General features: G+C 51.0%; 18 protein-coding genes. 13 read left to right on the forward strand and 5 right to left on the reverse strand.

Annotation, left to right across the window (positions count from 1 at the left end; translation table 11 throughout):
- Positions 1–88: 88 nt before the first annotated feature.
- The 11 genes from D6029_RS09800 (at position 89) to npr (ending at position 8,033) form a co-directional block, all read left to right on the forward strand.
- Positions 89–1,066 (forward strand): calcium/sodium antiporter, encoded by a 978-nt coding sequence (locus D6029_RS09800; protein WP_120064588.1) that lies wholly within the window; start codon positions 89–91, stop codon positions 1,064–1,066.
- 15 nt (positions 1,067–1,081) lie between these two features.
- Positions 1,082–2,068, forward strand: a complete 987-nt coding sequence (gene kdsD, locus D6029_RS09805; protein WP_120064589.1) for an arabinose-5-phosphate isomerase KdsD — start codon at positions 1,082–1,084, stop codon at positions 2,066–2,068.
- A gap of 16 nt (positions 2,069–2,084) precedes the next feature.
- Positions 2,085–2,651, forward strand: coding sequence for a 3-deoxy-manno-octulosonate-8-phosphatase KdsC (gene kdsC, locus D6029_RS09810; protein ID WP_120064590.1), 567 nt, complete (start codon positions 2,085–2,087; stop codon positions 2,649–2,651).
- A complete protein-coding gene (gene lptC / locus D6029_RS09815; protein ID WP_120064591.1) occupies positions 2,648–3,223 on the forward strand; it encodes an LPS export ABC transporter periplasmic protein LptC in 576 nt (191 codons plus the stop codon). Before kdsC ends, lptC begins: the two co-directional genes overlap by 4 nt.
- Positions 3,192–3,758, forward strand: coding sequence for a lipopolysaccharide ABC transporter substrate-binding protein LptA (lptA, locus tag D6029_RS09820; RefSeq protein ID WP_120064592.1), 567 nt, complete (start codon positions 3,192–3,194; stop codon positions 3,756–3,758). Before lptC ends, lptA begins: the two co-directional genes overlap by 32 nt.
- 6 nt (positions 3,759–3,764) lie before the next feature.
- The gene (gene lptB, locus D6029_RS09825; protein ID WP_120064593.1) at positions 3,765–4,490 is read left to right on the forward strand and encodes an LPS export ABC transporter ATP-binding protein; all 726 of its coding nucleotides are present in this window, start codon (positions 3,765–3,767) and stop codon (positions 4,488–4,490) included.
- A 48-nt stretch (positions 4,491–4,538) separates the two neighbouring features.
- Complete coding sequence (rpoN, locus tag D6029_RS09830) at positions 4,539–5,972, forward strand: RNA polymerase factor sigma-54 (protein ID WP_120064594.1); 1,434 nt, start codon at positions 4,539–4,541, stop codon at positions 5,970–5,972.
- Positions 5,973–5,994: 22 nt separating this feature from the next.
- Positions 5,995–6,282, forward strand: a complete 288-nt coding sequence (gene hpf, locus D6029_RS09835; RefSeq protein ID WP_120064595.1) for a ribosome hibernation promoting factor — start codon at positions 5,995–5,997, stop codon at positions 6,280–6,282.
- An 82-nt stretch (positions 6,283–6,364) separates the two neighbouring features.
- A complete protein-coding gene (gene ptsN / locus D6029_RS09840; protein ID WP_120064596.1) occupies positions 6,365–6,856 on the forward strand; it encodes a PTS IIA-like nitrogen regulatory protein PtsN in 492 nt (163 codons plus the stop codon).
- A gap of 53 nt (positions 6,857–6,909) precedes the next feature.
- Positions 6,910–7,764 (forward strand): RNase adapter RapZ, encoded by an 855-nt coding sequence (gene rapZ, locus D6029_RS09845; RefSeq protein ID WP_120064597.1) that lies wholly within the window; start codon positions 6,910–6,912, stop codon positions 7,762–7,764.
- Complete coding sequence (npr, locus tag D6029_RS09850; RefSeq protein WP_120064598.1) at positions 7,761–8,033, forward strand: PTS phosphocarrier protein NPr; 273 nt, start codon at positions 7,761–7,763, stop codon at positions 8,031–8,033. Before rapZ ends, npr begins: the two co-directional genes overlap by 4 nt.
- A 1-nt stretch (position 8,034) precedes the next feature.
- Here the strand turns inward: npr and mtgA are convergent, their stop codons facing one another.
- The 4 genes from mtgA to mnmL all read right to left on the reverse strand — a co-directional run bounded on the left by mtgA (position 8,035) and on the right by mnmL (position 12,991).
- Complete coding sequence (gene mtgA / locus D6029_RS09855) at positions 8,035–8,763, reverse strand: monofunctional biosynthetic peptidoglycan transglycosylase (RefSeq protein ID WP_120064599.1); 729 nt, start codon at positions 8,761–8,763, stop codon at positions 8,035–8,037.
- Positions 8,760–9,413, reverse strand: coding sequence for an isoprenoid biosynthesis glyoxalase ElbB (elbB, locus tag D6029_RS09860; protein WP_120064600.1), 654 nt, complete (start codon positions 9,411–9,413; stop codon positions 8,760–8,762). Before elbB ends, mtgA begins: the two co-directional genes overlap by 4 nt.
- A gap of 235 nt (positions 9,414–9,648) precedes the next feature.
- The gene (arcB, locus tag D6029_RS09865) at positions 9,649–11,997 is read right to left on the reverse strand and encodes an aerobic respiration two-component sensor histidine kinase ArcB (RefSeq protein WP_120064601.1); all 2,349 of its coding nucleotides are present in this window, start codon (positions 11,995–11,997) and stop codon (positions 9,649–9,651) included.
- A gap of 61 nt (positions 11,998–12,058) precedes the next feature.
- Positions 12,059–12,991 (reverse strand): tRNA modification radical SAM protein MnmL/YtqA, encoded by a 933-nt coding sequence (gene mnmL / locus D6029_RS09870; RefSeq protein WP_120064602.1) that lies wholly within the window; start codon positions 12,989–12,991, stop codon positions 12,059–12,061.
- 680 nt (positions 12,992–13,671) lie between these two features.
- Between mnmL and gltB the strand changes: the two genes are divergently transcribed.
- Both gltB and D6029_RS09880 read left to right on the forward strand, forming a co-directional pair.
- Positions 13,672–18,129: a glutamate synthase large subunit gene (gene gltB / locus D6029_RS09875; RefSeq protein ID WP_120064603.1), complete on the forward strand. Its 4,458-nt coding sequence runs from the start codon at positions 13,672–13,674 to the stop codon at positions 18,127–18,129.
- Positions 18,130–18,138: 9 nt separating this feature from the next.
- A complete protein-coding gene (locus D6029_RS09880) occupies positions 18,139–19,557 on the forward strand; it encodes a glutamate synthase small subunit (RefSeq protein WP_120064604.1) in 1,419 nt (472 codons plus the stop codon).
- Between the two features lie 70 nt (positions 19,558–19,627).
- Here D6029_RS09880 and D6029_RS09885 read toward each other — a convergent pair whose 3' ends face one another.
- On the reverse strand, positions 19,628–21,121 hold the full coding sequence (locus D6029_RS09885; protein ID WP_120064605.1) for an MFS transporter: 1,494 nt from the start codon (positions 21,119–21,121) through the stop codon (positions 19,628–19,630).
- Positions 21,122–21,126 lie beyond the last annotated feature (5 nt).

Here is a 21,126-nt window from a genome sequence, read left to right on the forward strand (position 1 = left end):
GAATTATGCGCGCTCCTACAGATCTGTACGCTCTGCTGGTACTTTTAAAGCACAAGACCGGCGATTATACCTGAATAAAGGATTTTGAATGCTGTTAGCTACAGCTCTGTTAATCATTGGTTTGCTTTTGGTCGTCTATGGTGCCGACCGGCTAGTGTTTGCCGCATCCATACTTTGCCGTAGTTTTGGGGTTCCACCGCTGCTCATTGGCTTAACCGTTGTCAGCATCGGGACTTCGTTACCTGAACTTATCGTCGCCAGTTCTGCCGCTCTGCATGGACAGCTAAATTTAGCAGTAGGTACGGCGTTAGGCTCGAATATTACCAATATCTTATTAATTCTCGGTTTAGCGGCGCTTTTGCACCCATTTACCGTGAATTCCGATATTCTTCGCCGCGAACTCCCCCTAATGTTAGTCGTCAGCGGAATTATCGGATGGCTACTTTTCGATAATCAGCTCAGCCGTTTTGATGGCGTGATTCTGATTGCAGTAGCGATAGCGTATCTGCTGTTTACGATTAAAATAGCACGCCTTGCAGGGCATGAAGGTGCAGATAACCTGACCCGCGAGCAATTGGCAGAGCTTCCGCGAGAAGGGAATCGCCCCGTTGCGTTCTTATGGCTGGCCGTCGCGTTAATCATCATGCCGATGGCGACACGCATGGTTATCGATAATGCCAGCGTAGTGGCGCACTATTTTGGCGTAAGCGAATTAGTGATTGGGCTAACGATTATTTCAGTCGGCACCAGCTTGCCAGAGCTCGCCACAACCATCGCCGGAGCCAGAAAAGGCGAAGATGATATTGCGATTGGTAATATCATTGGTTCGAATATCTTCAATATTGTGCTGGTTCTTGGCATCCCGGCATTAATTGCACCGGGTGAAATAGACCCCCTCGCCTTTGCGCGGGACTATTGGATGATGTTAATTGTCAGTGTCATTTTTGCGGTACTTTGCTGGCGCAAGCCTCGCTCTATCGGCAAGACGGCAGGTGCTCTGTTAACATGTAGTTTCTTCGTATGGATTGTGGTGCTGTGGTTTTTTGCATCACCTGTCGTCGGGTAAAGCGGAACGGAAATTATGTCACAGATAGATTTGCAACCGGGTTTTGACTTTCAGCAAGCAGGTAAAGAAGTCCTGAAGATCGAACGTGAAGGCCTGGATCAGCTTGGGCAGTACATCAACTCAGACTTCACACAAGCCTGTGAAAGAATGTTTTATTGCCAGGGTAAAGTCGTCGTTATGGGTATGGGTAAATCAGGCCATATCGGTAAAAAGATGGCTGCGACATTTGCCAGCACCGGCACACCCTCGTTTTTCGTCCACCCAGGTGAAGCCAGCCACGGTGACCTCGGCATGGTCAGTGCGCAAGACATCGTTATCGCGATTTCTAACTCGGGTGAATCAAACGAAATACTGGCTTTAATTCCGGTTCTTAAGCGCTTACAGGTGCCACTCATTTGCGTCACCAGCCGGCCGGAAAGTTCGATGGGAAAAGCCGCTGATGTCCATCTTTGCGTGAAAGTTCCGCAGGAAGCCTGCCCGCTAGGACTTGCTCCAACCTCCAGCACCACGGCTACGTTGGTCATGGGCGATGCGCTCGCTGTTGCGCTGCTCAAAGCTCGCGGCTTTACCGCAGAAGATTTTGCACTTTCTCACCCAGGCGGCGCATTGGGTCGTAAACTGTTATTACGTGTCAGCGACATCATGCACTGCGGCGACGAAATACCTCATGTCAGTAAAGAGGCGTCATTACGTGATGCGTTGCTGGAAATTACGCGTAAAAACATGGGGATGACCGTTATCTGTGACGATCTGATGAAAATCGAAGGGATCTTCACAGATGGTGATTTACGCCGTGTCTTTGATATGGGCGTTGATCTTCACACACTGAATATTGCAGATGTCATGACAGTCGGCGGAATTCGCGTTCGCCCCACCGTTTTGGCAGTAGATGCACTGAATTTGATGCAGTCCCGCCATATTACCTCGGTATTGGTTGCAGATGGCGACCAACTCCTCGGTGTGGTACATATGCACGACATGCTACGCGCAGGCGTGGTTTAACAAAGGATTAGCCTTAATGAGTAACCATGAAGCGACGCTTGCCACTTGTTATGGGCCAGTCAGTACGCGCGTGATGGAGCGGGCCGCAAACGTGCGCCTGCTCATTTTAGATGTTGACGGTGTGATGTCTGATGGCCTGATTTACATGGGTAATAGCGGCGAAGAGCTGAAAGCATTCAACGTACGTGATGGCTATGGCATTCGCTGTGCACTGACGTCTGATATCGAAGTTGCAATTATCACCGGCCGCAAAGCAAAATTGCTGGAAGATCGCTGTGAAACACTGGGGATCAGCCATCTTTATCAGGGGCAATCTGACAAGCTTGTGGCTTTTCAGGATCTTTTAGATAAGCTCGCGATCCCGGCAGAGCAAGTGGCTTATGTTGGCGATGATTTAATTGACTGGCCGGTAATGGCGAAAGTGGGTTTGAGCGTTGCAGTATCAGACGCGCATCCGTTGCTGATTCCTCGTGCCGATTACGTTACGCGTATTGCTGGCGGGCGTGGGGCCGTGCGTGAAGTCTGTGATCTTCTGTTACTGGCACAAGGTAAGCTTGATGAGGCCAAAGGGCTATCTATATGAGTAAGACCAGACGTTGGGTTATTATCCTGCTTTCATTGCTGGCGTTAGTATTGATCGGCGTGAATCTGGTCGATAAAGATACCGTTGCACCACCGACGGTGAACAGCAATGAACCAACCTATAAAAGTGAACATTCCACGACTCTCGCCTACAGTCCTGAAGGGGCGTTGAATTATCGTCTGGTCGCGGAACACGTTGAATATTTTTCCGAAACCGCTGTTTCGTGGTTCACCAACCCGGTGATGACACAATACGACGAAAACAAAGTTGCCACCTGGTCATTACGAGCAGATCGCGCCAAACTTACTAACGATCGGATGCTGTATCTGTATGGGAATGTGGTGCTTACCGCTCTGACACCAGATTCGCAGCTACGCAAAATTACCACGGACAATGCGCAGGTTAATTTAGTCACTCAGGATGTTGCCTCTGATGACCAGGTAACCTTGTACGGAACCAGCTTTAACTCCACCGGCCTCAAAATGCGTGGTAATTTACGCAGCAAAAATGCCGAGCTGATTGAAAAGGTTAGAACATCCTATGAAATCCAGAATAAACAAACTCAGCCGTAATTTAGTACTGACCAGTACGCTTTTAGCCGCCAGTTTTTCGGCTTTTGCGCTGACCGGTGATACCGATCAGCCGATTCACATTGAATCTGACCAACAGTCACTGGACATGCAGGGCAACGTCGTCACCTTCACCGGCAATGTGGTAGTAACGCAAGGCAGTATCAAAATTAATGCCGATAAAGTGGTTGTTACCCGTCCGGGCGGCGAACAAGGCAAAGAAGTGATTGATGGTTATGGTAATCCAGCCACTTTCTATCAGATGCAGGATAGCGGCAAACCTGTCAGTGGCCACTCCGCTACCATGCACTATGAACTGCAAAATGACTTTGTGGTGCTGACGGGTAATGCATATCTGGAACAGGTTGATAGCAATATCAAAGGCGACAAAATTACCTATCTGGTTAAAGAGCAGAAGATGCAGGCCTTTAGCGAAAAAGGTAAACGCGTCACCACCGTTCTGGTTCCTTCTCAGTTGCAGAAGAAAGACGGCAAAGCTGCTCCGGCCCCAGCACCCGCCCCGAAAAAGAGTAACTAATTCGTTATGGCTACTTTAATTGCAAAGAATCTCGCCAAAGCCTACAAAGGCCGTCGCGTTGTTGAAGATGTCAGCCTGACTGTAAAATCAGGTGAAATTGTCGGTTTGCTTGGCCCTAACGGTGCAGGGAAAACCACCACTTTCTATATGGTGGTCGGTATCGTACCGCGCGATGCGGGCAACATCATTATTGATGACGAAGACATCAGCCTTCTGCCACTTCATGCACGTGCCCGCCGTGGCATTGGGTACTTGCCGCAAGAAGCGTCTATTTTCCGCCGTTTAAGTGTGTTTGATAACTTAATGGCCGTGCTGCAAATCCGTGATGACCTGTCCGCCGAGCAGCGCGAAGACCGCGCCAACGAGCTGATGGAAGAGTTCCACATCGAACATTTGCGTAATAACCTCGGGCAGTCACTGTCTGGTGGTGAGCGCCGTCGTGTGGAAATCGCCCGCGCATTGGCTGCAAATCCAAAATTTATTCTTTTGGATGAACCTTTTGCAGGTGTTGACCCAATCTCCGTCATCGACATCAAGCGAATCATCGAGCATTTGCGCGACAGCGGGCTTGGTGTGCTGATTACTGACCACAACGTACGTGAAACGTTGGCGGTATGTGAACGTGCTTACATCGTAAGCCAGGGCTGTTTAATCGCCCATGGCACGCCAGCTGAAATCCTCGAAGATGAGCATGTTAAGCGCGTGTATCTGGGCGAAGAGTTCAGACTCTGATAGGGTAGGAATCATTAACGATTAGAACTGAGGACGTTGGCTCTGAATATGAAGCAAGGTTTGCAATTAAGGCTCAGCCAACAACTTGCTATGACTCCCCAGTTACAGCAGGCAATTCGTCTGTTGCAACTGTCGACGTTAGAGCTACAGCAAGAACTTCAGCAAGCACTGGAAAGTAACCCGCTGCTTGAGCAAACCGATCTGCATGAAGAAATTGAAACTCAGGAAGTTCGTGAAAATGAAGCGTTAGATACTCGCGAGGCCCTCGAACAAAAAGAGATGCCTGACGAGTTACCGTTGGACACCAGTTGGGATGAGATTTACACCGCTGGCACACCATCGGGAACCGGCTCAGATTACAGCGATGATGAACTGCCGGTTTATCAGGGAGAAACCACCCAGTCACTTCAGGATTACCTGATGTGGCAGGTCGATCTTACCCCGTTTTCTGATACCGACACGGCTATCGCCACGTCGATTGTCGATGCCGTCGACGAAATGGGCTATCTGACCGTTTCGCTGGAAGAAATTCTGGAAAGCATGGGTGATGATGAAATCACCATCGACGAAGTGGAAGCGGTTCTCAAACGCGTGCAGCGTTTCGATCCTGTGGGCGTTGCCGCTCGCGATCTTCGTGACTGCCTGCTGATTCAGCTTTCACAGTTCGCCCGTGAAACGCCGTGGCTGACTGAAGCTCGACTGATTGTCAGCGAACATCTCGATTTGCTCGCCAACCATGATTTCCGCAGCCTGATGCGCGTCACTCGCCTGAAAGAAGAAGTGCTAAAAGAGGCGATGTGTCTGATTCAATCTTTGGATCCACGCCCAGGGCAATCTATTCAGACCAGCGAACCAGAGTATGTGATTCCCGATATTCTGGTTAAAAAGACTCAGGGCCGTTGGACGGTAGAACTGAACGCCGACAGCATCCCACGTCTGAAAATAAATCAGCAGTACGCTGCCATGGGCACCAATGCCCGTAATGACAGCGACTCACAATTTATTCGCAGTAACCTGCAAGAAGCGAAGTGGCTGATCAAAAGCCTTGAAAGCCGGAATGATACGCTGCTGCGCGTTAGCCGTTGCATCGTTGAACAGCAGCAAGGCTTTTTTGAATACGGCGCAGAACATATGAAACCGATGGTTCTTGCAGATATCGCCCAAGTGGTTGAAATGCATGAATCCACTATTTCCCGTGTGACCACGCAAAAGTATCTGCACAGTCCACGCGGCATTTTTGAATTGAAGTATTTCTTCTCAAGCCATGTAAATACCGAAGGCGGCGGCGAAGCTTCCTCCACGGCGATTCGGGCATTGGTGAAGAAATTAATTGCTGCGGAAAACCCCGCGAAACCACTGAGTGATAGCAAGTTAACGACTATGCTATCGGATCAGGGGATCATGGTGGCACGCCGCACTGTTGCGAAGTACCGAGAGTCTTTATCCATACCACCGTCAAACCAGCGTAAACAACTGGTGTGACTTAACCGATAAGGAAGACACTATGCAGCTCAACATTACAGGACAAAACGTCGAAATCACTGACGCACTGCGCGAATTTGTGAGCACGAAGTTTGCCAAACTGGAGCAGTACTTCGATAGAATTAACCAAGTCTACATTGTGTTAAAAGTGGAAAAAGTCACGCATCTTGCCGACGCAACACTTCATATCAATGGTGGTGAAATACATGCCAGCGCTGAAGGCCAGGATATGTATGCGGCGATTGACGGTCTGATTGATAAACTGGCACGCCAGTTAACCAAACATAAAGATAAACTAAAACAACACTGATAATCCAGGCAACTGCTTTGGCATTCACGGCTCGTTACGCAAGTAACGGGCCGTTGCCACAACAGTGTGCTTAGGTGAACTTATGATGAACAACGATTCTGCTCTACAACTAAGTAATGTCCTGAACAAGGAATGTACGCGTAGCAATGTCCATTGCCAGAGTAAAAAACGCGCGCTGGAAATCATCAGTGAACTCGCGGCGAAACAACTCGGTCTGCCACCTCAAGTGGTTTTTGAGGCGGTGCTGACACGTGAACGTATGGGCAGTACCGGTATCGGTAATGGCATCGCCATTCCTCACGGAAAACTGGAAGAAGATACCACCCGCGCTGTTGGGGTGTTTATAAAACTGGAAACCCCAATCGCGTTTGACGCTATTGATAACCAACCGGTCGACCTGATGTTTGCCTTACTGGTTCCCGCTGACCAGACAAAAACGCATTTGCATACTTTGTCTCTGGTAGCAAAACGCCTGGCGGATAAAACCATTTGCCGACGTCTGCGTTCAGCACAGAGTGACGAAGAGCTTTATCAGATCATTACCGAAACCGAACAGGGTAGTGAAAGTGAATAATCTGGCTGCGGTCATGTGCGTGCCACAGCAAGAGAAGTTGGGGGAGTGATAAAATGGTGCTGATGATTGTCAGCGGCCGCTCAGGTTCAGGGAAGTCTGTAGCCTTGCGTGCACTAGAAGATATGGGATTCTACTGTGTAGATAACCTGCCAGTAGTGCTGTTGCCTGATCTTGCCAAAACTCTCGCAGAACGTCAGATTTCTGCGGCAGTCAGCATTGATGTGCGTAACATGCCGGAAAACCCGGAAATTTTTGAACAGGCGATGACTAATCTACCTGATTCATTTTCGCCACAATTATTATTCCTCGATGCCGATCGCAACACGCTGATTCGTCGTTATAGCGACACACGTCGTTTGCACCCGCTTTCAAGCAAAAATTTGTCGCTGGAAAGTGCGATTGATGAAGAAAGTGACCTGCTTGAACCGCTGAAATCCAGAGCCGATCTCATCATCGATACCTCTGAAATGTCGGTGCATGAACTCGCGGAAATGCTGCGTACTCGTTTGCTCGGCAAACGCGAACGTGAATTGACGATGGTGTTCGAATCCTTCGGCTTTAAGCACGGTATTCCGATCGATGCAGATTACGTGTTTGACGTACGTTTCCTGCCAAACCCACACTGGGATCCCAAACTGCGCCCGATGACCGGTTTAGATCGCCCAGTTGCGGCCTTCCTCGACCGTCATACCGAAGTGCACAACTTTATCTACCAGACGCGTAGCTATCTTGAGCTTTGGTTACCGATGCTGGAAACCAACAACCGCAGCTATTTAACAGTGGCGATTGGCTGTACTGGCGGTAAACACCGTTCGGTTTATATTGCTGAGCAGTTGGCAGACTATTTCCGCTCACGTGGGAAAAACGTGCAGTCCCGTCACCGTACGCTGGAAAAACGTAAAACATGACCGTAAAACAGACCGTTGAGATTACCAACAAGCTGGGTATGCACGCGCGCCCAGCCATGAAACTGTTCGAACTGGTGCAGAGCTTTAACGCCGAGGTGATCCTGCGTAATGAAGCGGGTACTGAAGCTGAAGCCAATAGCGTGATTGCTTTATTAATGCTGGATTCAGCCAAAGGCGGCCACATTGAAATTGAAGTCACCGGCCCGGAAGAAGAACAGGCATTGAACGCAGTTATCGCGCTGTTCAATGCTGGTTTCGATGAAGACTAAATCACTTCAACTCATGCTGCGCCATAAATGATTCGCCACCGAGCTGGCGCATCTGGCGCAAAATCCACTGCTGACGTTGGCGAACATATCCGGAAGGCGCGTTCGCTTTAAAGCGGATTGGATTGGGTAATACCGCCGCGAGAAGTGCCGCTTCTGAGGCCGTCAAGCGGCTTGCAGGTTTATGGAAGTAACGCTGCGACGCTTCTTCCACGCCAAAAATCCCGTCACCAAATTCTGCGATATTCAGATACACCGTGAGAATGCGGCGTTTCGTCCACACGACCTCCATACCGAGTGTTAATCCCGCTTCCAGGCCTTTGCGAACATAGCTGCGCCCATCCCAAAGAAACAGGTTTTTAGCAGTTTGTTGGGAAAGCGTTGATGCGCCGCGAACGCGATTTTCATTACGTTCATTATGAGCGACGGCTTTTTCAATAGCGGCGATATCAAACCCCCAGTGGTCCGGGAATTTTTGATCTTCTGCGGCAATAACCGCCAGCCCCATCCACGGTGAGATTTCGTCCATGCTCACCCAATCAGAATGCGCCACGTAGCCAAAATCACCACTGAACCAGGCACTGAATTGCCGCTCGACCATCACCGCCGAACACGGAACAGGTAAAAAGCTAAACAGAATAATGCCTGCAAGCCAGATGCCGACCAGCCCCAACACACCACGGAATAACCAGCGCTTGAAGGTGCTTAAGAGCGCAACTCGCCCTTTCTTCATGCGGTCATATCCACAACACGCGCCACCAACTTTTCGATGCCCATAGCCGCTTCATCAATACGAGTCGCCAGCATATAAGCAGGCGTGGTAACCACTTTGTGTTCTTCATCCACTACGATGTCATCGACCGGACACGGAACATGTTCCGCTCCCATCTCTTCAACGAGCTCAGCAGTGTCGATATCCGTGCCAATGGTCAAACGTACCGGGACATCGAGAATTTTTGGCAGCATCACCGGGGCAATACAGATAAAGCCAAGCGGTTTACCCTGTGCATGGCAATCGCGGGCCAGACGACGTAAATCGCTATCCACCACGCAATCGCTGCCTTTGGTGGCAAAATTACACAGGTTTTTTGCCGCGCCAAAACCACCAGGAACGATCAGCGCGTCCAGTTCACTGGCATCGGCCTGAGCCAACGGTGTGATTGCGCCACGGGTAATTCTTGCGGCTTCAACAAGCACATTACGATGCTCAACAGACTCATTATTAGACAGGTGATTTATAACGTCTGCTTGAGGTTTGTCCGGTGCAAAGCAAACCGCTTGCGCACCTGAACGGGCGATCGCCAGCAGGGTAATGACCGCTTCCTGAATCTCGCTTCCGTCGTAGACCCCACAACCACTGAGCACCACACCAATCTTCTTCATTCAGCCATTCCCTCTAGTCCAGCGATGTTTATCATCAGTTATGATGATTTGATCGCTATGCTTCACACATTTTACTGATTCACGTAACAATCTATTTAAGATTTGCTATCTTAATGCCTGAGCAGCTCACGAGATAATCGGCTGTGCCATTTGGATAAAGACTTATAACTCAACGGCGCAGCCTTCTTTTTCCCTGGTGTTGGCGCAGAATTCGCGCACCCCGGTTTATCCGGGGTCATTTTTTGGGAGCGTTCGCCACCCAAGCCTTCAGAACATCAACATCGTGTTGCCATTCTTGCTTCAATTCTTCAATCCACTCACCCACATTTTCCGACCACGCAGGTAAATCCGGCGACTGAATTTGCTGAGCAACTTGCTGCAAATGACGCAGCCCAACAGAACCCGCAGCACCTTTAATTTTATGACCCTCTTCCACCACACCTTTTTGGTCGCGAGCCGTCATATTGGAGTCCAGCACACTCAGGTAGCCCGGCATCATTTTCTCAAACATTGCCAGCCCGTCGGTAATCAGTTTTGGCCCAACGAGATCCATATACTGCTCAAGCATCGGGATATCGAGCAATGCTTGCTGCTTCTCACTATTAACTTGAGGCACTTGAGACTCCTTCTTCGACTCAGACTGTTGGTTGTCCCAGAATTTTTGGATCATCGCCATCAACGCCGGAACAGAGAGGGGTTTGCTCAGCACATCGTCCATGCCAGCATTCAGATACTCTTTTTTATCTTTCAATACGTTAGCAGTCAATGCCACCAGCGGTGGTAAATCTTCACGCGCATAACGTGTCGTCAGCTCCCGGGAAATATCCAGACCCGTCATATCAGGCAACTGAATATCCAGCAGCACCAGGTCATATTCACCCGGAGTAAATTTCTCCAGCGCTTCTTTACCCGTCATCGCAACATCGACGCTGTTGCCGAGTTTCTCGAGCACCGAGCGTGCGACAATGACGTTGAGTTCGATATCTTCGACCAGCAAAACATGCAGTGCTGGCAGCGGCATTTCGTCATCTTCAAGAGTATCTTCGACTTCGTCCGCGACGCGAGGGGCCTGAATCGTCAGAGTAAACAGTGAACCTTCACCAGGCTTGCTACTCACGGTGATATCGCCGCCCATACTCTTAGCCAGACGGCGCGATACCGCAAGGCCGATGCCTGTGCCCGTTGCCGGTTTACCGCCGTGGCTACCTTTCACCTGGTAATACATGGCGAAGATTTTGTCCTGCTCGTCTTGCGGGATGCCAATACCGGAATCCTGCACTTCAAAGCGCAAAGTGTTTTCTTCTTCATAATGCACGCGCACCGAAACCAGCCCGCCCTTCGGCGTGAACTTCACGGCGTTGCTGATCAGATTCCACAGGATTTGGCGCAGACGCGTGCCATCCGTCACCACTTTATGCGGCAGCGGCAACGTCGGGTCCATCTCCAGCCTCAGCCCTTTTTGCTGCGCCTGCAAACCGGAAAGATTTTCTAGATCGGCCAGGAAACTGGTGAAATCAATCGGCTGGTTATCAAGCTGAACTTTGCGGCGCTCAAGCTTGTCCATATCGATAATATCGTTGAAAATATTCCCCAGCGTAATCGCCGAAACGTGAATCGTTTTAAGGTAATTGGTTTGTTCAGGATTGAGTTCGGTATCCAGCAGAATACGGCTTAAACCAACGATGCCATTGAGCGGCGTACGCAGTTCATGGCTGATAGTCGAAATGAAAGTGGTTTTGTCACGGCTGGCGCGTTCAAGTGCATCCTGATAACGCTTACGTTCGGTAATATCGCGGCCAAAGCCCATTAAACCGTGGCGCTTGCCGACGCGGTCGTAGTACGGCACTTTACGAATTTCAAAGCAGGCTTTGCGCCCGTCCGGGTAATCCAGCCATTGTTCATAAGTCAGCGACACATTATGGCGGAACACTTTTTCGTCGGTTTCGATAACCTTCTGCGCCGCTTCTGGCGAGTAAACATCTTCCGGTTTCAGGCTTATCAGCTGCTTTTCGCTTTTGCCGGTCAACAGTTCCATGGCACGGTTACAGCCTGAAAACTCTTTATCTTCGTTGCGATAGAAAACCAAATCTGGCGATGCATCGAGGAATGAACGTAAAAATGACGATTGTTGCTCGAGCTGGATTTGCGTCTCTTCGCGCTCCTGCATCTCAACTTTTAGCTGCTCAAGCATGGTCTGGCGTTCATCTTCTGCTTTTACGCGATCGGCAATTTCCTGGTTCAACTGCGCAATATTGTCTTTGAGTTGCACATTGAGTTTCAGGTCACGTTCACGCATCTCTTCAAGTTTTTGCACCAGCTTTGACAACCGCTGGCGCGACTCTTCGAGTTGCTCAACCACGACAGAAAGGAAATAGACGGCCCAGGGAGTAATTAACAGGCCAAAGAAGATGGAACGAACCACATCGATGCTTTCAACCTGGCCACGTAACAGCATCGTCACGGCCATTTGCACCACGATAGCCAACACCACCAGGGCGGAGGCCAGCAACAAAGAGAAGCGCACTAATCCGAGCTTCACCATCAAATCAACGTAATATTGTGCCAGTAACCGGATTTGCTTCATGGAACGTTTCCCTCGCCTTCAATCTGCTAAATATACCGCAAAATGATTTAACGCTCAGGAATTACAACAGAATTGTCGGGTTCCACGGAGTACCGAGGGCCGAACCTTGCGTTCCATGCTCAGTCAGATACTTGTCAATCGCCCCCATTCCGCTCCAGCGATTCTCACACCATAACGGTGCCAATAAGGTGGGACGCCGCGCATTGGCAGAAATGCGGTGGAAAACGACATCCAGCGGCGTATGGCGAATCATCTCTCCTGCAGTTGTCATATATTCATCCAGCTCAATGGCTTGCAAACGGCCCGCTTGCCAGCTTTTCGCCATCGTGCTGCCGCTGACGATATGTAACGGATGAAGTTTGAGGCCGTCCACGCCCGTCTCGACGACTTTCTCCAGTGTTTCCATGCAGTGTGATTGCTCTTCACCCGGCAGCCCGACAATCAAATGGCTGCAAACTTTCAGGCCTCGCGCACGGGCGCGACGAGTGGTTTCCTGGTAGCAGGCAAAATCATGCCCACGGTTGATGCGATGCAATGTTTTGTCATGAGCCGTTTGCAAGCCGAGCTCTAACCAGACTTCAAAACCTTTATCGTGATATTCGCTAAGCAAATCCAGCACGCTGTCCGGTACGCAATCCGGGCGCGTGCCAACGCATAAGCCGACAATGCTCGCCTGGCTGACCGCTTGTTGATACATCGAACGCAATACCTGAACTTCCGCCCACGTGCTGGTGTACGCCTGGAAATAGGCCAGATAGTGTTGAGCACGGTTCACCAGTTGCGACTGGCGCTCAAGTTGCTCAGCAATAGAATGGTTTTGCTGTGTCTCGTCGGCAAATGACGCGACGTTGCAGAAAGTACAGCCGCCACGGCCAATCGTACCGTCGCGGTTAGGGCAGCTAAACCCGCCGTGCAGCGTGAGTTTATGGACTTTATGACCATGCCGACGCTGAAGATCGCCACCAAACATATTGACTAATTTTTGTAACTGCATAATCTGATGGGCCGCCCTGTAAAAGGGACGTAGCCTGCCATTATCTGCCCAATTTAGCGATGACCTGGATCAATCGCTCTGGCGCAGCTTTATCTATTGAATATAAATTCACAATTAGTGCAATTTTACGCATCGAAAAGATGATTACTTTTCCTTATGTCGACGCTCTATTTTTAAAGAATATGTGACCTTGTGAAAAACAGTGTCATACAACACGCCAAACCGCGTTGTTAGCATAAGATCCTGCCATTAACACCATTACCAGCATGGTCTGGAATTTTGCAGCCTCTCATTCAGTGAGAGAGATCACATAACCCAGGGGATTCCCCTGCCGCTTAAATACGATAAAAATGATAATAAAATGTTTAATTTCATAATGTTAAATGTCATTTAGCACATAATCGTATAAATAAGAATGCCATTTGACCTGTGTGCGCTTTCCCGATAACTTGGAAATCCGCTGGAAGCTTTCTGGATGGGTTCTGTGCCCATCATATTTATGCAGTAATTAAGATTCCCTCTAAAGCAAGTCCTCAATACTTGTGCAATCGGATGCGTTAGACAAAAAGAGGGCGACACGCGAGGTAAGCGTAGAAACGCAAACCCCGTCGCCATGCCCTTGCTGCGTCTGGACGCAATCGGTATCGGGAATCACGTAGAGCCTGGGGAGGTTCACTGATATGTTGTACGATAAATCCCTTGAGAAGGATAACTGTGGTTTCGGCCTGATCGCCCACATAGAAGGCGAACCTAGCCACAAGGTAGTGCGTACTGCTATTCACGCACTGGCCCGAATGCAACACCGTGGAGCAATCCTCGCCGATGGTAAAACCGGTGACGGTTGTGGCCTGCTGTTGCAAAAGCCCGATCGTTTCTTCCGAATCGTTGCGGAAGAACGTGGCTGGCGTTTGGCAAAAAATTATGCCGTCGGCATGATTTTCTTAAATAAAGACGACGCGCTGGCTAAAGCAAGCCGCCGCATCGTTGAAGAAGAGTTGCAGAACGAGACCCTGTCGATTGTGGGCTGGCGCGAAGTGCCAACCAATGAAGACGTACTCGGTGAAATCGCCCTCTCCTCAAAGCCTCGCATCGAACAAATTTTTGTTAATGCCCCGGCTGGCTGGCGTCCACGTGATATGGAACGTCGCCTGTTTATCGCCCGTCGTCGCATTGAGAAACGTATTCAGGACAAAGACTTCTACGTTTGCAGTCTTTCCAACCTGGTCAACATCTATAAAGGTCTGTGTATGCCGGCAGATTTGCCGCGCTTTTACCTGGACCTGGCGGATTTACGCCTGGAATCAGCAATTTGCCTGTTCCACCAGCGTTTCTCCACCAACACCGTGCCGCGCTGGCCGCTGGCTCAGCCGTTCCGCTATCTGGCACACAACGGTGAAATCAACACCATCACCGGTAACCGTCAGTGGGCGCGAGCGCGTACTTATAAATTCCAGACCCCGCTAATCCCTGACTTGCATGATGCCGCGCCATTCGTTAACGAAACCGGTTCCGACTCAAGCTCGATGGATAACATGCTCGAGCTGCTGTTGGCAGGCGGCATGGATATCGTTCGTGCGATGCGTTTGCTGGTTCCGCCAGCCTGGCAGAACAACCCGAACATGGACCCGGAACTGCGCGCCTTCTTCGACTTTAACTCCATGCACATGGAGCCGTGGGATGGCCCGGCCGGTATCGTCATGTCCGATGGTCGCTATGCAGCCTGTAACCTGGACCGTAACGGTCTGCGTCCGGCACGCTACGTCATCACTAAAGACAAGCTGATCACCTGCGCTTCTGAAGTTGGGATCTGGGATTACCAGCCTGATGAAGTGGTTGAGAAAGGCCGCGTTGGCCCAGGCGAGTTGATGGTTATCGACACGCGTATTGGCCGCATTTTGCATTCCGCTGAAACGGATGCCGACCTGAAAAGCCGCCACCCGTATAAAGAGTGGATGGAAAACAACGTTCGTCGCCTGGTGCCGTTTGAAGATTTGCCAGACGAAGAAGTGGGCTCTCGCGAACTGGATGACGACACGCTCGCCAGTTTCCAGAAGCAGTTCAACTACAGCGTCGAAGAACTGGATTCAGTGATTCGTGTGCTGGGTGAGAATGGCCAGGAAGCGGTCGGTTCAATGGGTGACGATACCCCATTTGCCGTGCTTTCAAGCCAGCCACGTATTATTTACGACTACTTCCGCCAGCAGTTTGCGCAGGTGACAAACCCGCCAATCGATCCGCTGCGTGAAGCCCACGTGATGTCACTTGCCACCAGCATTGGCCGTGAAATGAACGTCTTCTGTGAAGCAGAAGGCCAGGCGCACCGCCTGAGCTTCAAATCACCAATTCTGTTGTGGTCTGATTTCCAGCAGTTGACCACGCTCGAAGAAGAGCATTATCGCGCCGATACGCTGGACATCACTTACGATGCCTCCGCTCATTCGCTGCATGAAACCGTTAATGCGCTGTGCGATGAAGCTGAACGCATGGTTCGCAACGGCACAGTTCTGCTGGTGCTGTCTGACCGTAACATTGCTAAAGACCGCCTGCCAGTTCCTGCACCAATGGCTGTGGGTGCGATTCAGACTCGCCTGGTTGAGAAAAACCTGCGCTGCGACGCCAACATCATCGTTGAAACGGCAAGTGCGCGTGACCCGCATCACTTCGCCGTGCTGCTTGGTTTTGGCGCAACGGCAATCTATCCATACCTCGCCTACGAAACGCTGGCGAAACTGGTGGATACCGGCGCGATTGAAAAATCTTACCGTACCGTGATGCAGAACTACCGCAACGGCATCAACAAAGGCCTGTACAAGATCATGTCCAAAATGGGCATCTCGACTATCGCCTCTTATCGTTGCTCGAAACTGTTTGAAGCGGTCGGCCTGCATAAAGAAGTTTCTGAGCTGTGCTTCCAGGGCGTTGTCAGCCGCATCGGTGGCGCAGGCTTTAACGACTTCCAGCAAGATTTGCTGAACCTGTCTAAGCGCGCATGGTTAGCTCGCAAGCCGCTTGATCAAGGTGGTCAGCTGAAATACGTCCACGGTGGCGAATATCACGCTTACAACCCTGACGTGGTTCAGACGCTGCAAAAAGCGGTAAACAGCGGCGAGTACAAAGATTATCAAGAGTACGCGAAGCTGGTGAACGAGCGCCCGGTGGCAACACTGCGCGATATGCTCGCACTCGATCCGCAAGGCGAAACCGTTCGTATTGAAGACGTTGAGCCAGCCACTGAACTGTACAAACGCTTTGATACCGCGGCGATGTCTATCGGTGCGTTAAGCCCGGAAGCGCACGAATCTTTGGCTGAAGCGATGAACAGCATCGGCGGCAATTCCAACTCCGGTGAAGGCGGTGAAGACCCTGCACGTTACGGCACCAACAGAGTGTCTCGTATCAAACAGGTCGCTTCGGGTCGCTTTGGTGTGACTCCGGCTTATCTGGTTAACGCTGATGTTATCCAGATTAAAGTCGCACAGGGTGCAAAACCGGGTGAAGGCGGTCAGTTACCGGGTGATAAAGTCACACCGTATATCGCCAAGCTGCGTTATTCCGTGCCTGGCGTTACGCTAATTTCACCTCCGCCGCACCACGATATCTATTCTATCGAAGACCTGGCGCAGCTGATTTTCGACCTTAAGCAGGTCAACCCGAAAGCGATGATTTCCGTCAAACTGGTTTCCGAACCGGGCGTTGGCACTATCGCGACCGGTGTGGCGAAAGCTTATGCCGACCTGATTACTATCGCCGGTTATGACGGTGGTACAGGCGCAAGCCCGCTGTCTTCTGTGAAATACGCTGGCTGCCCGTGGGAACTGGGCCTGGTGGAAACACAACAGGCGCTGGTGGCTAACGGTCTGCGTCATAAAATCCGTCTGCAAGTGGATGGCGGCCTGAAAACTGGCCTCGACATCATCAAAGCTGCGATTCTGGGCGCTGAAAGCTTTGGCTTCGGCACTGGCCCAATGGTGGCGCTGGGTTGTAAATACCTGCGTATTTGCCACCTGAACAACTGCGCAACGGGTGTGGCAACTCAGGACGAAAAACTGCGTAAGAACCACTATCACGGCCTGCCGTTCAAAGTGACTAACTACTTTGAATTCATCGCTCGTGAAACCCGTGAGTTGATGGCGCAGTTAGGCGTGAAGCGCCTGGTAGACCTGATTGGCCGTACTGACCTGCTCAAAGAGCTGGACGGTTTCACTGCCAAACAGCAAAACCTGGACTTGTCTAACTTACTGAAAACAGCCGAACCGATGCCGGGCAAAGCGGTGTTCTGCACCGAAACTAACCCGCCATTTGATAAAGGCGACCTTAACGCCCAACTGCTCGCTCAGGCGAAGCAATATGTGGACGACAAGCAGAGCAAAACGTTCTGGTTTGATATCCGCAACACTGACCGTTCAGTGGGTGCAACGTTGTCCGGTTATATCGCACAGCACAACGGCGACCAGGGTCTGGCAGCCGATCCGATTAAAGCGCACTTCAGCGGTACTGCTGGACAGAGCTTCGGTGTGTGGAATGCGGGTGGCGTTGAACTGCACCTGACCGGCGATGCCAACGATTACGTCGGCAAAGGCATGGCGGGCGGTTTGATTTCCCTGCGTCCTCCGGTTGGTTCAGCCTTCCGCAGCCACGAAGCGACCATCATCGGTAACACCTGTTTGTACGGTGCAACTGGCGGCAAGCTTTATGCCGCAGGCCGTGCGGGCGAGCGTTTCGCGGTGCGTAACTCCGGTGCTATCACCGTGGTAGAAGGCATTGGCGATAACGGTTGTGAATACATGACTGGCGGCATCGTCTGCATTATCGGCAAAACGGGTGTGAACTTCGGTGCAGGTATGACCGGTGGTTTCGCCTACGTGCTCGATGAAGACGGCGATTTCCGTAAACGCGTTAACCCTGAGCTGGTTGAACTGCTCAACGTTGATGAGCTGGCGATTCACGAAGAACACCTGCGCGGTATGATTACCGAGCACGTGCAACTGACGGGTTCCCAGCGCGGCGAAGAGATTCTGGCTAACTGGCCGGTATTTGCATCGAAATTCACGTTGGTTAAACCGAAGTCCAGTGATGTCAAAGCATTGTTGGGTCACCGTAGTCGTTCCGCAGCCGAGCTGCGGGTGCAGGCGCAGTAAGAGGTCACGATGAGTCAAAACGTATATCAATTTATCGACTTACAGCGCGTAGATCCGCCAAAGAAACCGCTCAAGATCCGTAAAATTGAATTTGTGGAAATTTACGAGCCGTTCTCAGAAGGCCAGGCCAAAGCACAGGCAGACCGCTGCCTGTCCTGCGGCAACCCATACTGCGAATGGAAATGCCCGGTTCATAACTACATTCCAAACTGGCTGAAGCTGGCTAACGAAGGGCGCATTATTGAAGCGGCTGAATTGTCTCACCAGACAAACAGCCTGCCAGAAGTGTGTGGTCGCGTTTGCCCGCAAGACCGTCTGTGCGAAGGTTCTTGTACGCTGAACGATGAGTTTGGTGCTGTCACCATCGGTAACATCGAGCGCTATATCAACGATAAAGCGATTGAGATGGGCTGGAAACCCAACCTGACCGGCGTGAAGCAAACTGGCAAACGTGTTGCGATTATCGGCGCTGGCCCTGCGGGCCTGGCGTGTGCCGATGTCCTGGCGCGTAACGGCGTGAAAGCGGTAGTTTATGACCGTCACCCTGAAATCGGTGGCCTGCTGACCTTCGGTATCCCGGCCTTTAAGCTGGAAAAAGAAGTGATGACCAAACGCCGTGAAATCTTCAGCGGCATGGGAATCGAGTTCAAACTGAATACCGAAGTTGGCCGTGACGTTCACATCGATGACCTGCTGAAAGAATATGATTCCGTATTCCTCGGCGTCGGGACTTACCAGTCAATGCGCGGTGGTTTAGAGAATGAAGATGCGACGGGAGTGTTCGATGCCCTGCCGTTCCTTATCGCTAATACCAAGAAAATTATGGGCTTCGGTGATTCACCAGAAGAGCCGTATGTGAATATGGAAGGCAAACGAGTCGTGGTGCTTGGCGGTGGTGATACCGCGATGGACTGCGTGCGTAGCTCAATTCGCCAGGGCGCAACGCACGTTATCTGTGCTTATCGTCGTGATGAAGAGAACATGCCGGGTTCTAAGCGCGAAGTTAAAAACGCGCGCGAAGAAGGTGTGGAATTCCAGTTCAACGTGCAGCCGCTGGGTGTGGAAGTGAATGGCAACGGTCGTGTATCAGGCGTGAAAGTTGCGCGTACCGAGCTAGGCGCGCCGGATGCAAATGGCCGTCGTCGCCCAGAAATCGTTGCCGGTTCCGAGCACGTGGTGCCTGCCGATGCAGTGATTATGGCATTTGGTTTCCGCCCGCATGCCATGCAGTGGCTGGAAAAACACAGCGTTGAGCTGGACAGCCAGGGCCGCATTCTGGCACCGGAAGGCAGCGATAATCCATTCCAGACCAGCAACCCGAAAATCTTTGCCGGTGGCGACGCCGTTCGTGGTTCTGACCTGGTAGTTACCGCTATCGCCGAAGGCCGTAAAGCCGCTGACGGGATCCTGAACTTCCTCGAAGTCTAACGGACTGAAATGCTAAAAAGCCCGGTGAGTTTAAACTCCCCGGGCTTTTTTATGTTTATAACTGACGACTCTATTTCACCGCTTTTTGCATCACCTGGCTCTTAGCAGACCCCATCTTAACCGCACCGCTAAATGGTTTACCGTCAATGGCATCATGCGTACGTATCGCTCCCGGATGAATCCAGCGCTGAACGCGGGATGGCATATCCAGACCAATCAGCAAAATAACGACAAAGGTCAGGCTGAAAGAGAGCGATGCTAGCGCGGTCCCTAAATCAAGACGTTGAGCGATAGTCGCGCCAATGACCGGAGCGAGAGCGCCACCCAATGCACCAACGTTATAGGTAAAACCAAGCCCTGCGGCACGCTGTTCAGTATCGAAGTATCCGCCAATCAGTTTTGGCAGAATCCCGGAAATCCCCTGCCCCAACATTTGCTGGAAGAACAACAGGAAACCCAGCACCCAGATATTTCCACCGCCGATCGCAAACACCGGAATGATCAGTAATTGAGAAACCAGCAGGCTACAAACATAGGCTTTGCGCGTACCTAACCAGTCGCCGAGGAAACCGCCCACACAGCAACCGACCGCCGCACCAAAGCCGCTAAAGAACAGCATATGGGCAACCATTTTAGGGTCGTAAGCCAATTCAGTTTTCAGGTAAGTTGGCAACAGCGCCTGGATTGGCCAGGAATAAAGGAAAGCGAAGAACACGACGACCATCAGCGTAACGCCCGTCGGCCAGCGTTTGCCACTGCTTTGAACCATGAAACTGATGAAGACCGCAGCGCAAATTAAACCTAATACTGCGATGAGTACCGCATTACCCAAATTGCCCGCAAAACAGAAGTACAGCGCCGTGGCGACGACGATCGTCAGGCCGATATTGATAAAACGGTGTTCACCACGATAAAGAATATCCACCATTGTTTTGGTTGGTTTTTTATCGGCGAACTTCTGTTCCCAGTCTTCCGCTTCGGGGATATTTTTACGCAGCCAGAGCGCGAAAATAATCGGTAAAATGCCGATGAAAAACAGCGCACGCCAACCCCATTCTGGGACCACGACGCTGTACACCTGAGCCGCAATCACTGCCCCGACAGAAAAACCTGAGATCAGAAAACCACTCGCTTTATTGCGCAGTTGCTTAGGCCAGCTTTCGATGACATAAGTGGCGCTGGAACCGTATTCACCTGCCATTCCCATGCCAATTAGCAATCGTGCCAGGAACATGGTGGTAAAACCGGGGGCGAAACCACACGCCAGTGTACCGACTGAGAACAGAACGATACTGGTGATCATGGCGAGTTTGCGGCCATACCGATCGCCCATTGCACCTAACACCAGCCCACCAAACCAGCGCGAGATAAACGCGGCGGAAATTAAGCTCGCAGCCTGCACCGTTGTCAGGCCAAATTCACTTTGAATTTCAGTCAGTACTAACGCTATCAGGACAAAATCAAAACCATCCAGCAAGTAGCCAATCCAGGCGGCTGAAAATGCTTTCCATTGCGGCTTAGTCAGATGGCGATACCACGGGATCTGTTGGGCAGTGTTATTCATAAAGC

This window comes from Buttiauxella izardii (assembly GCF_003601925.1).
In the GTDB taxonomy this organism is placed as follows: Bacteria; Pseudomonadota; Gammaproteobacteria; order Enterobacterales; family Enterobacteriaceae; genus Buttiauxella; species Buttiauxella izardii.

Excerpts from the sequence above, each read along its gene's own strand:
- rapZ (WP_120064597.1), top strand. The coding sequence starts at position 6,910 with ATGGTGCTGATGATTGTCAGCGGCCGCTCAGGTTCAGGGAAGTCTGTA.
- rpoN (WP_120064594.1), top strand. The coding sequence starts at position 4,539 with ATGAAGCAAGGTTTGCAATTAAGGCTCAGCCAACAACTTGCTATGACT.
- mnmL (WP_120064602.1), bottom strand. The coding sequence starts at position 12,991 with ATGCAGTTACAAAAATTAGTCAATATGTTTGGTGGCGATCTTCAGCGT.
- elbB (WP_120064600.1), bottom strand. The coding sequence starts at position 9,413 with ATGAAGAAGATTGGTGTGGTGCTCAGTGGTTGTGGGGTCTACGACGGA.
- D6029_RS09880 (WP_120064604.1), top strand. The coding sequence starts at position 18,139 with ATGAGTCAAAACGTATATCAATTTATCGACTTACAGCGCGTAGATCCG.
- lptA (WP_120064592.1), top strand. The coding sequence starts at position 3,192 with ATGAAATCCAGAATAAACAAACTCAGCCGTAATTTAGTACTGACCAGT.
- lptC (WP_120064591.1), top strand. The coding sequence starts at position 2,648 with ATGAGTAAGACCAGACGTTGGGTTATTATCCTGCTTTCATTGCTGGCG.
- D6029_RS09885 (WP_120064605.1), bottom strand. The coding sequence starts at position 21,121 with ATGAATAACACTGCCCAACAGATCCCGTGGTATCGCCATCTGACTAAG.
- mtgA (WP_120064599.1), bottom strand. The coding sequence starts at position 8,763 with ATGAAGAAAGGGCGAGTTGCGCTCTTAAGCACCTTCAAGCGCTGGTTA.
- ptsN (WP_120064596.1), top strand. The coding sequence starts at position 6,365 with ATGATGAACAACGATTCTGCTCTACAACTAAGTAATGTCCTGAACAAG.
- npr (WP_120064598.1), top strand. The coding sequence starts at position 7,761 with ATGACCGTAAAACAGACCGTTGAGATTACCAACAAGCTGGGTATGCAC.
- D6029_RS09800 (WP_120064588.1), top strand. The coding sequence starts at position 89 with ATGCTGTTAGCTACAGCTCTGTTAATCATTGGTTTGCTTTTGGTCGTC.
- arcB (WP_120064601.1), bottom strand. The coding sequence starts at position 11,997 with ATGAAGCAAATCCGGTTACTGGCACAATATTACGTTGATTTGATGGTG.
- kdsD (WP_120064589.1), top strand. The coding sequence starts at position 1,082 with ATGTCACAGATAGATTTGCAACCGGGTTTTGACTTTCAGCAAGCAGGT.
- kdsC (WP_120064590.1), top strand. The coding sequence starts at position 2,085 with ATGAGTAACCATGAAGCGACGCTTGCCACTTGTTATGGGCCAGTCAGT.
- hpf (WP_120064595.1), top strand. The coding sequence starts at position 5,995 with ATGCAGCTCAACATTACAGGACAAAACGTCGAAATCACTGACGCACTG.
- gltB (WP_120064603.1), top strand. The coding sequence starts at position 13,672 with ATGTTGTACGATAAATCCCTTGAGAAGGATAACTGTGGTTTCGGCCTG.
- lptB (WP_120064593.1), top strand. The coding sequence starts at position 3,765 with ATGGCTACTTTAATTGCAAAGAATCTCGCCAAAGCCTACAAAGGCCGT.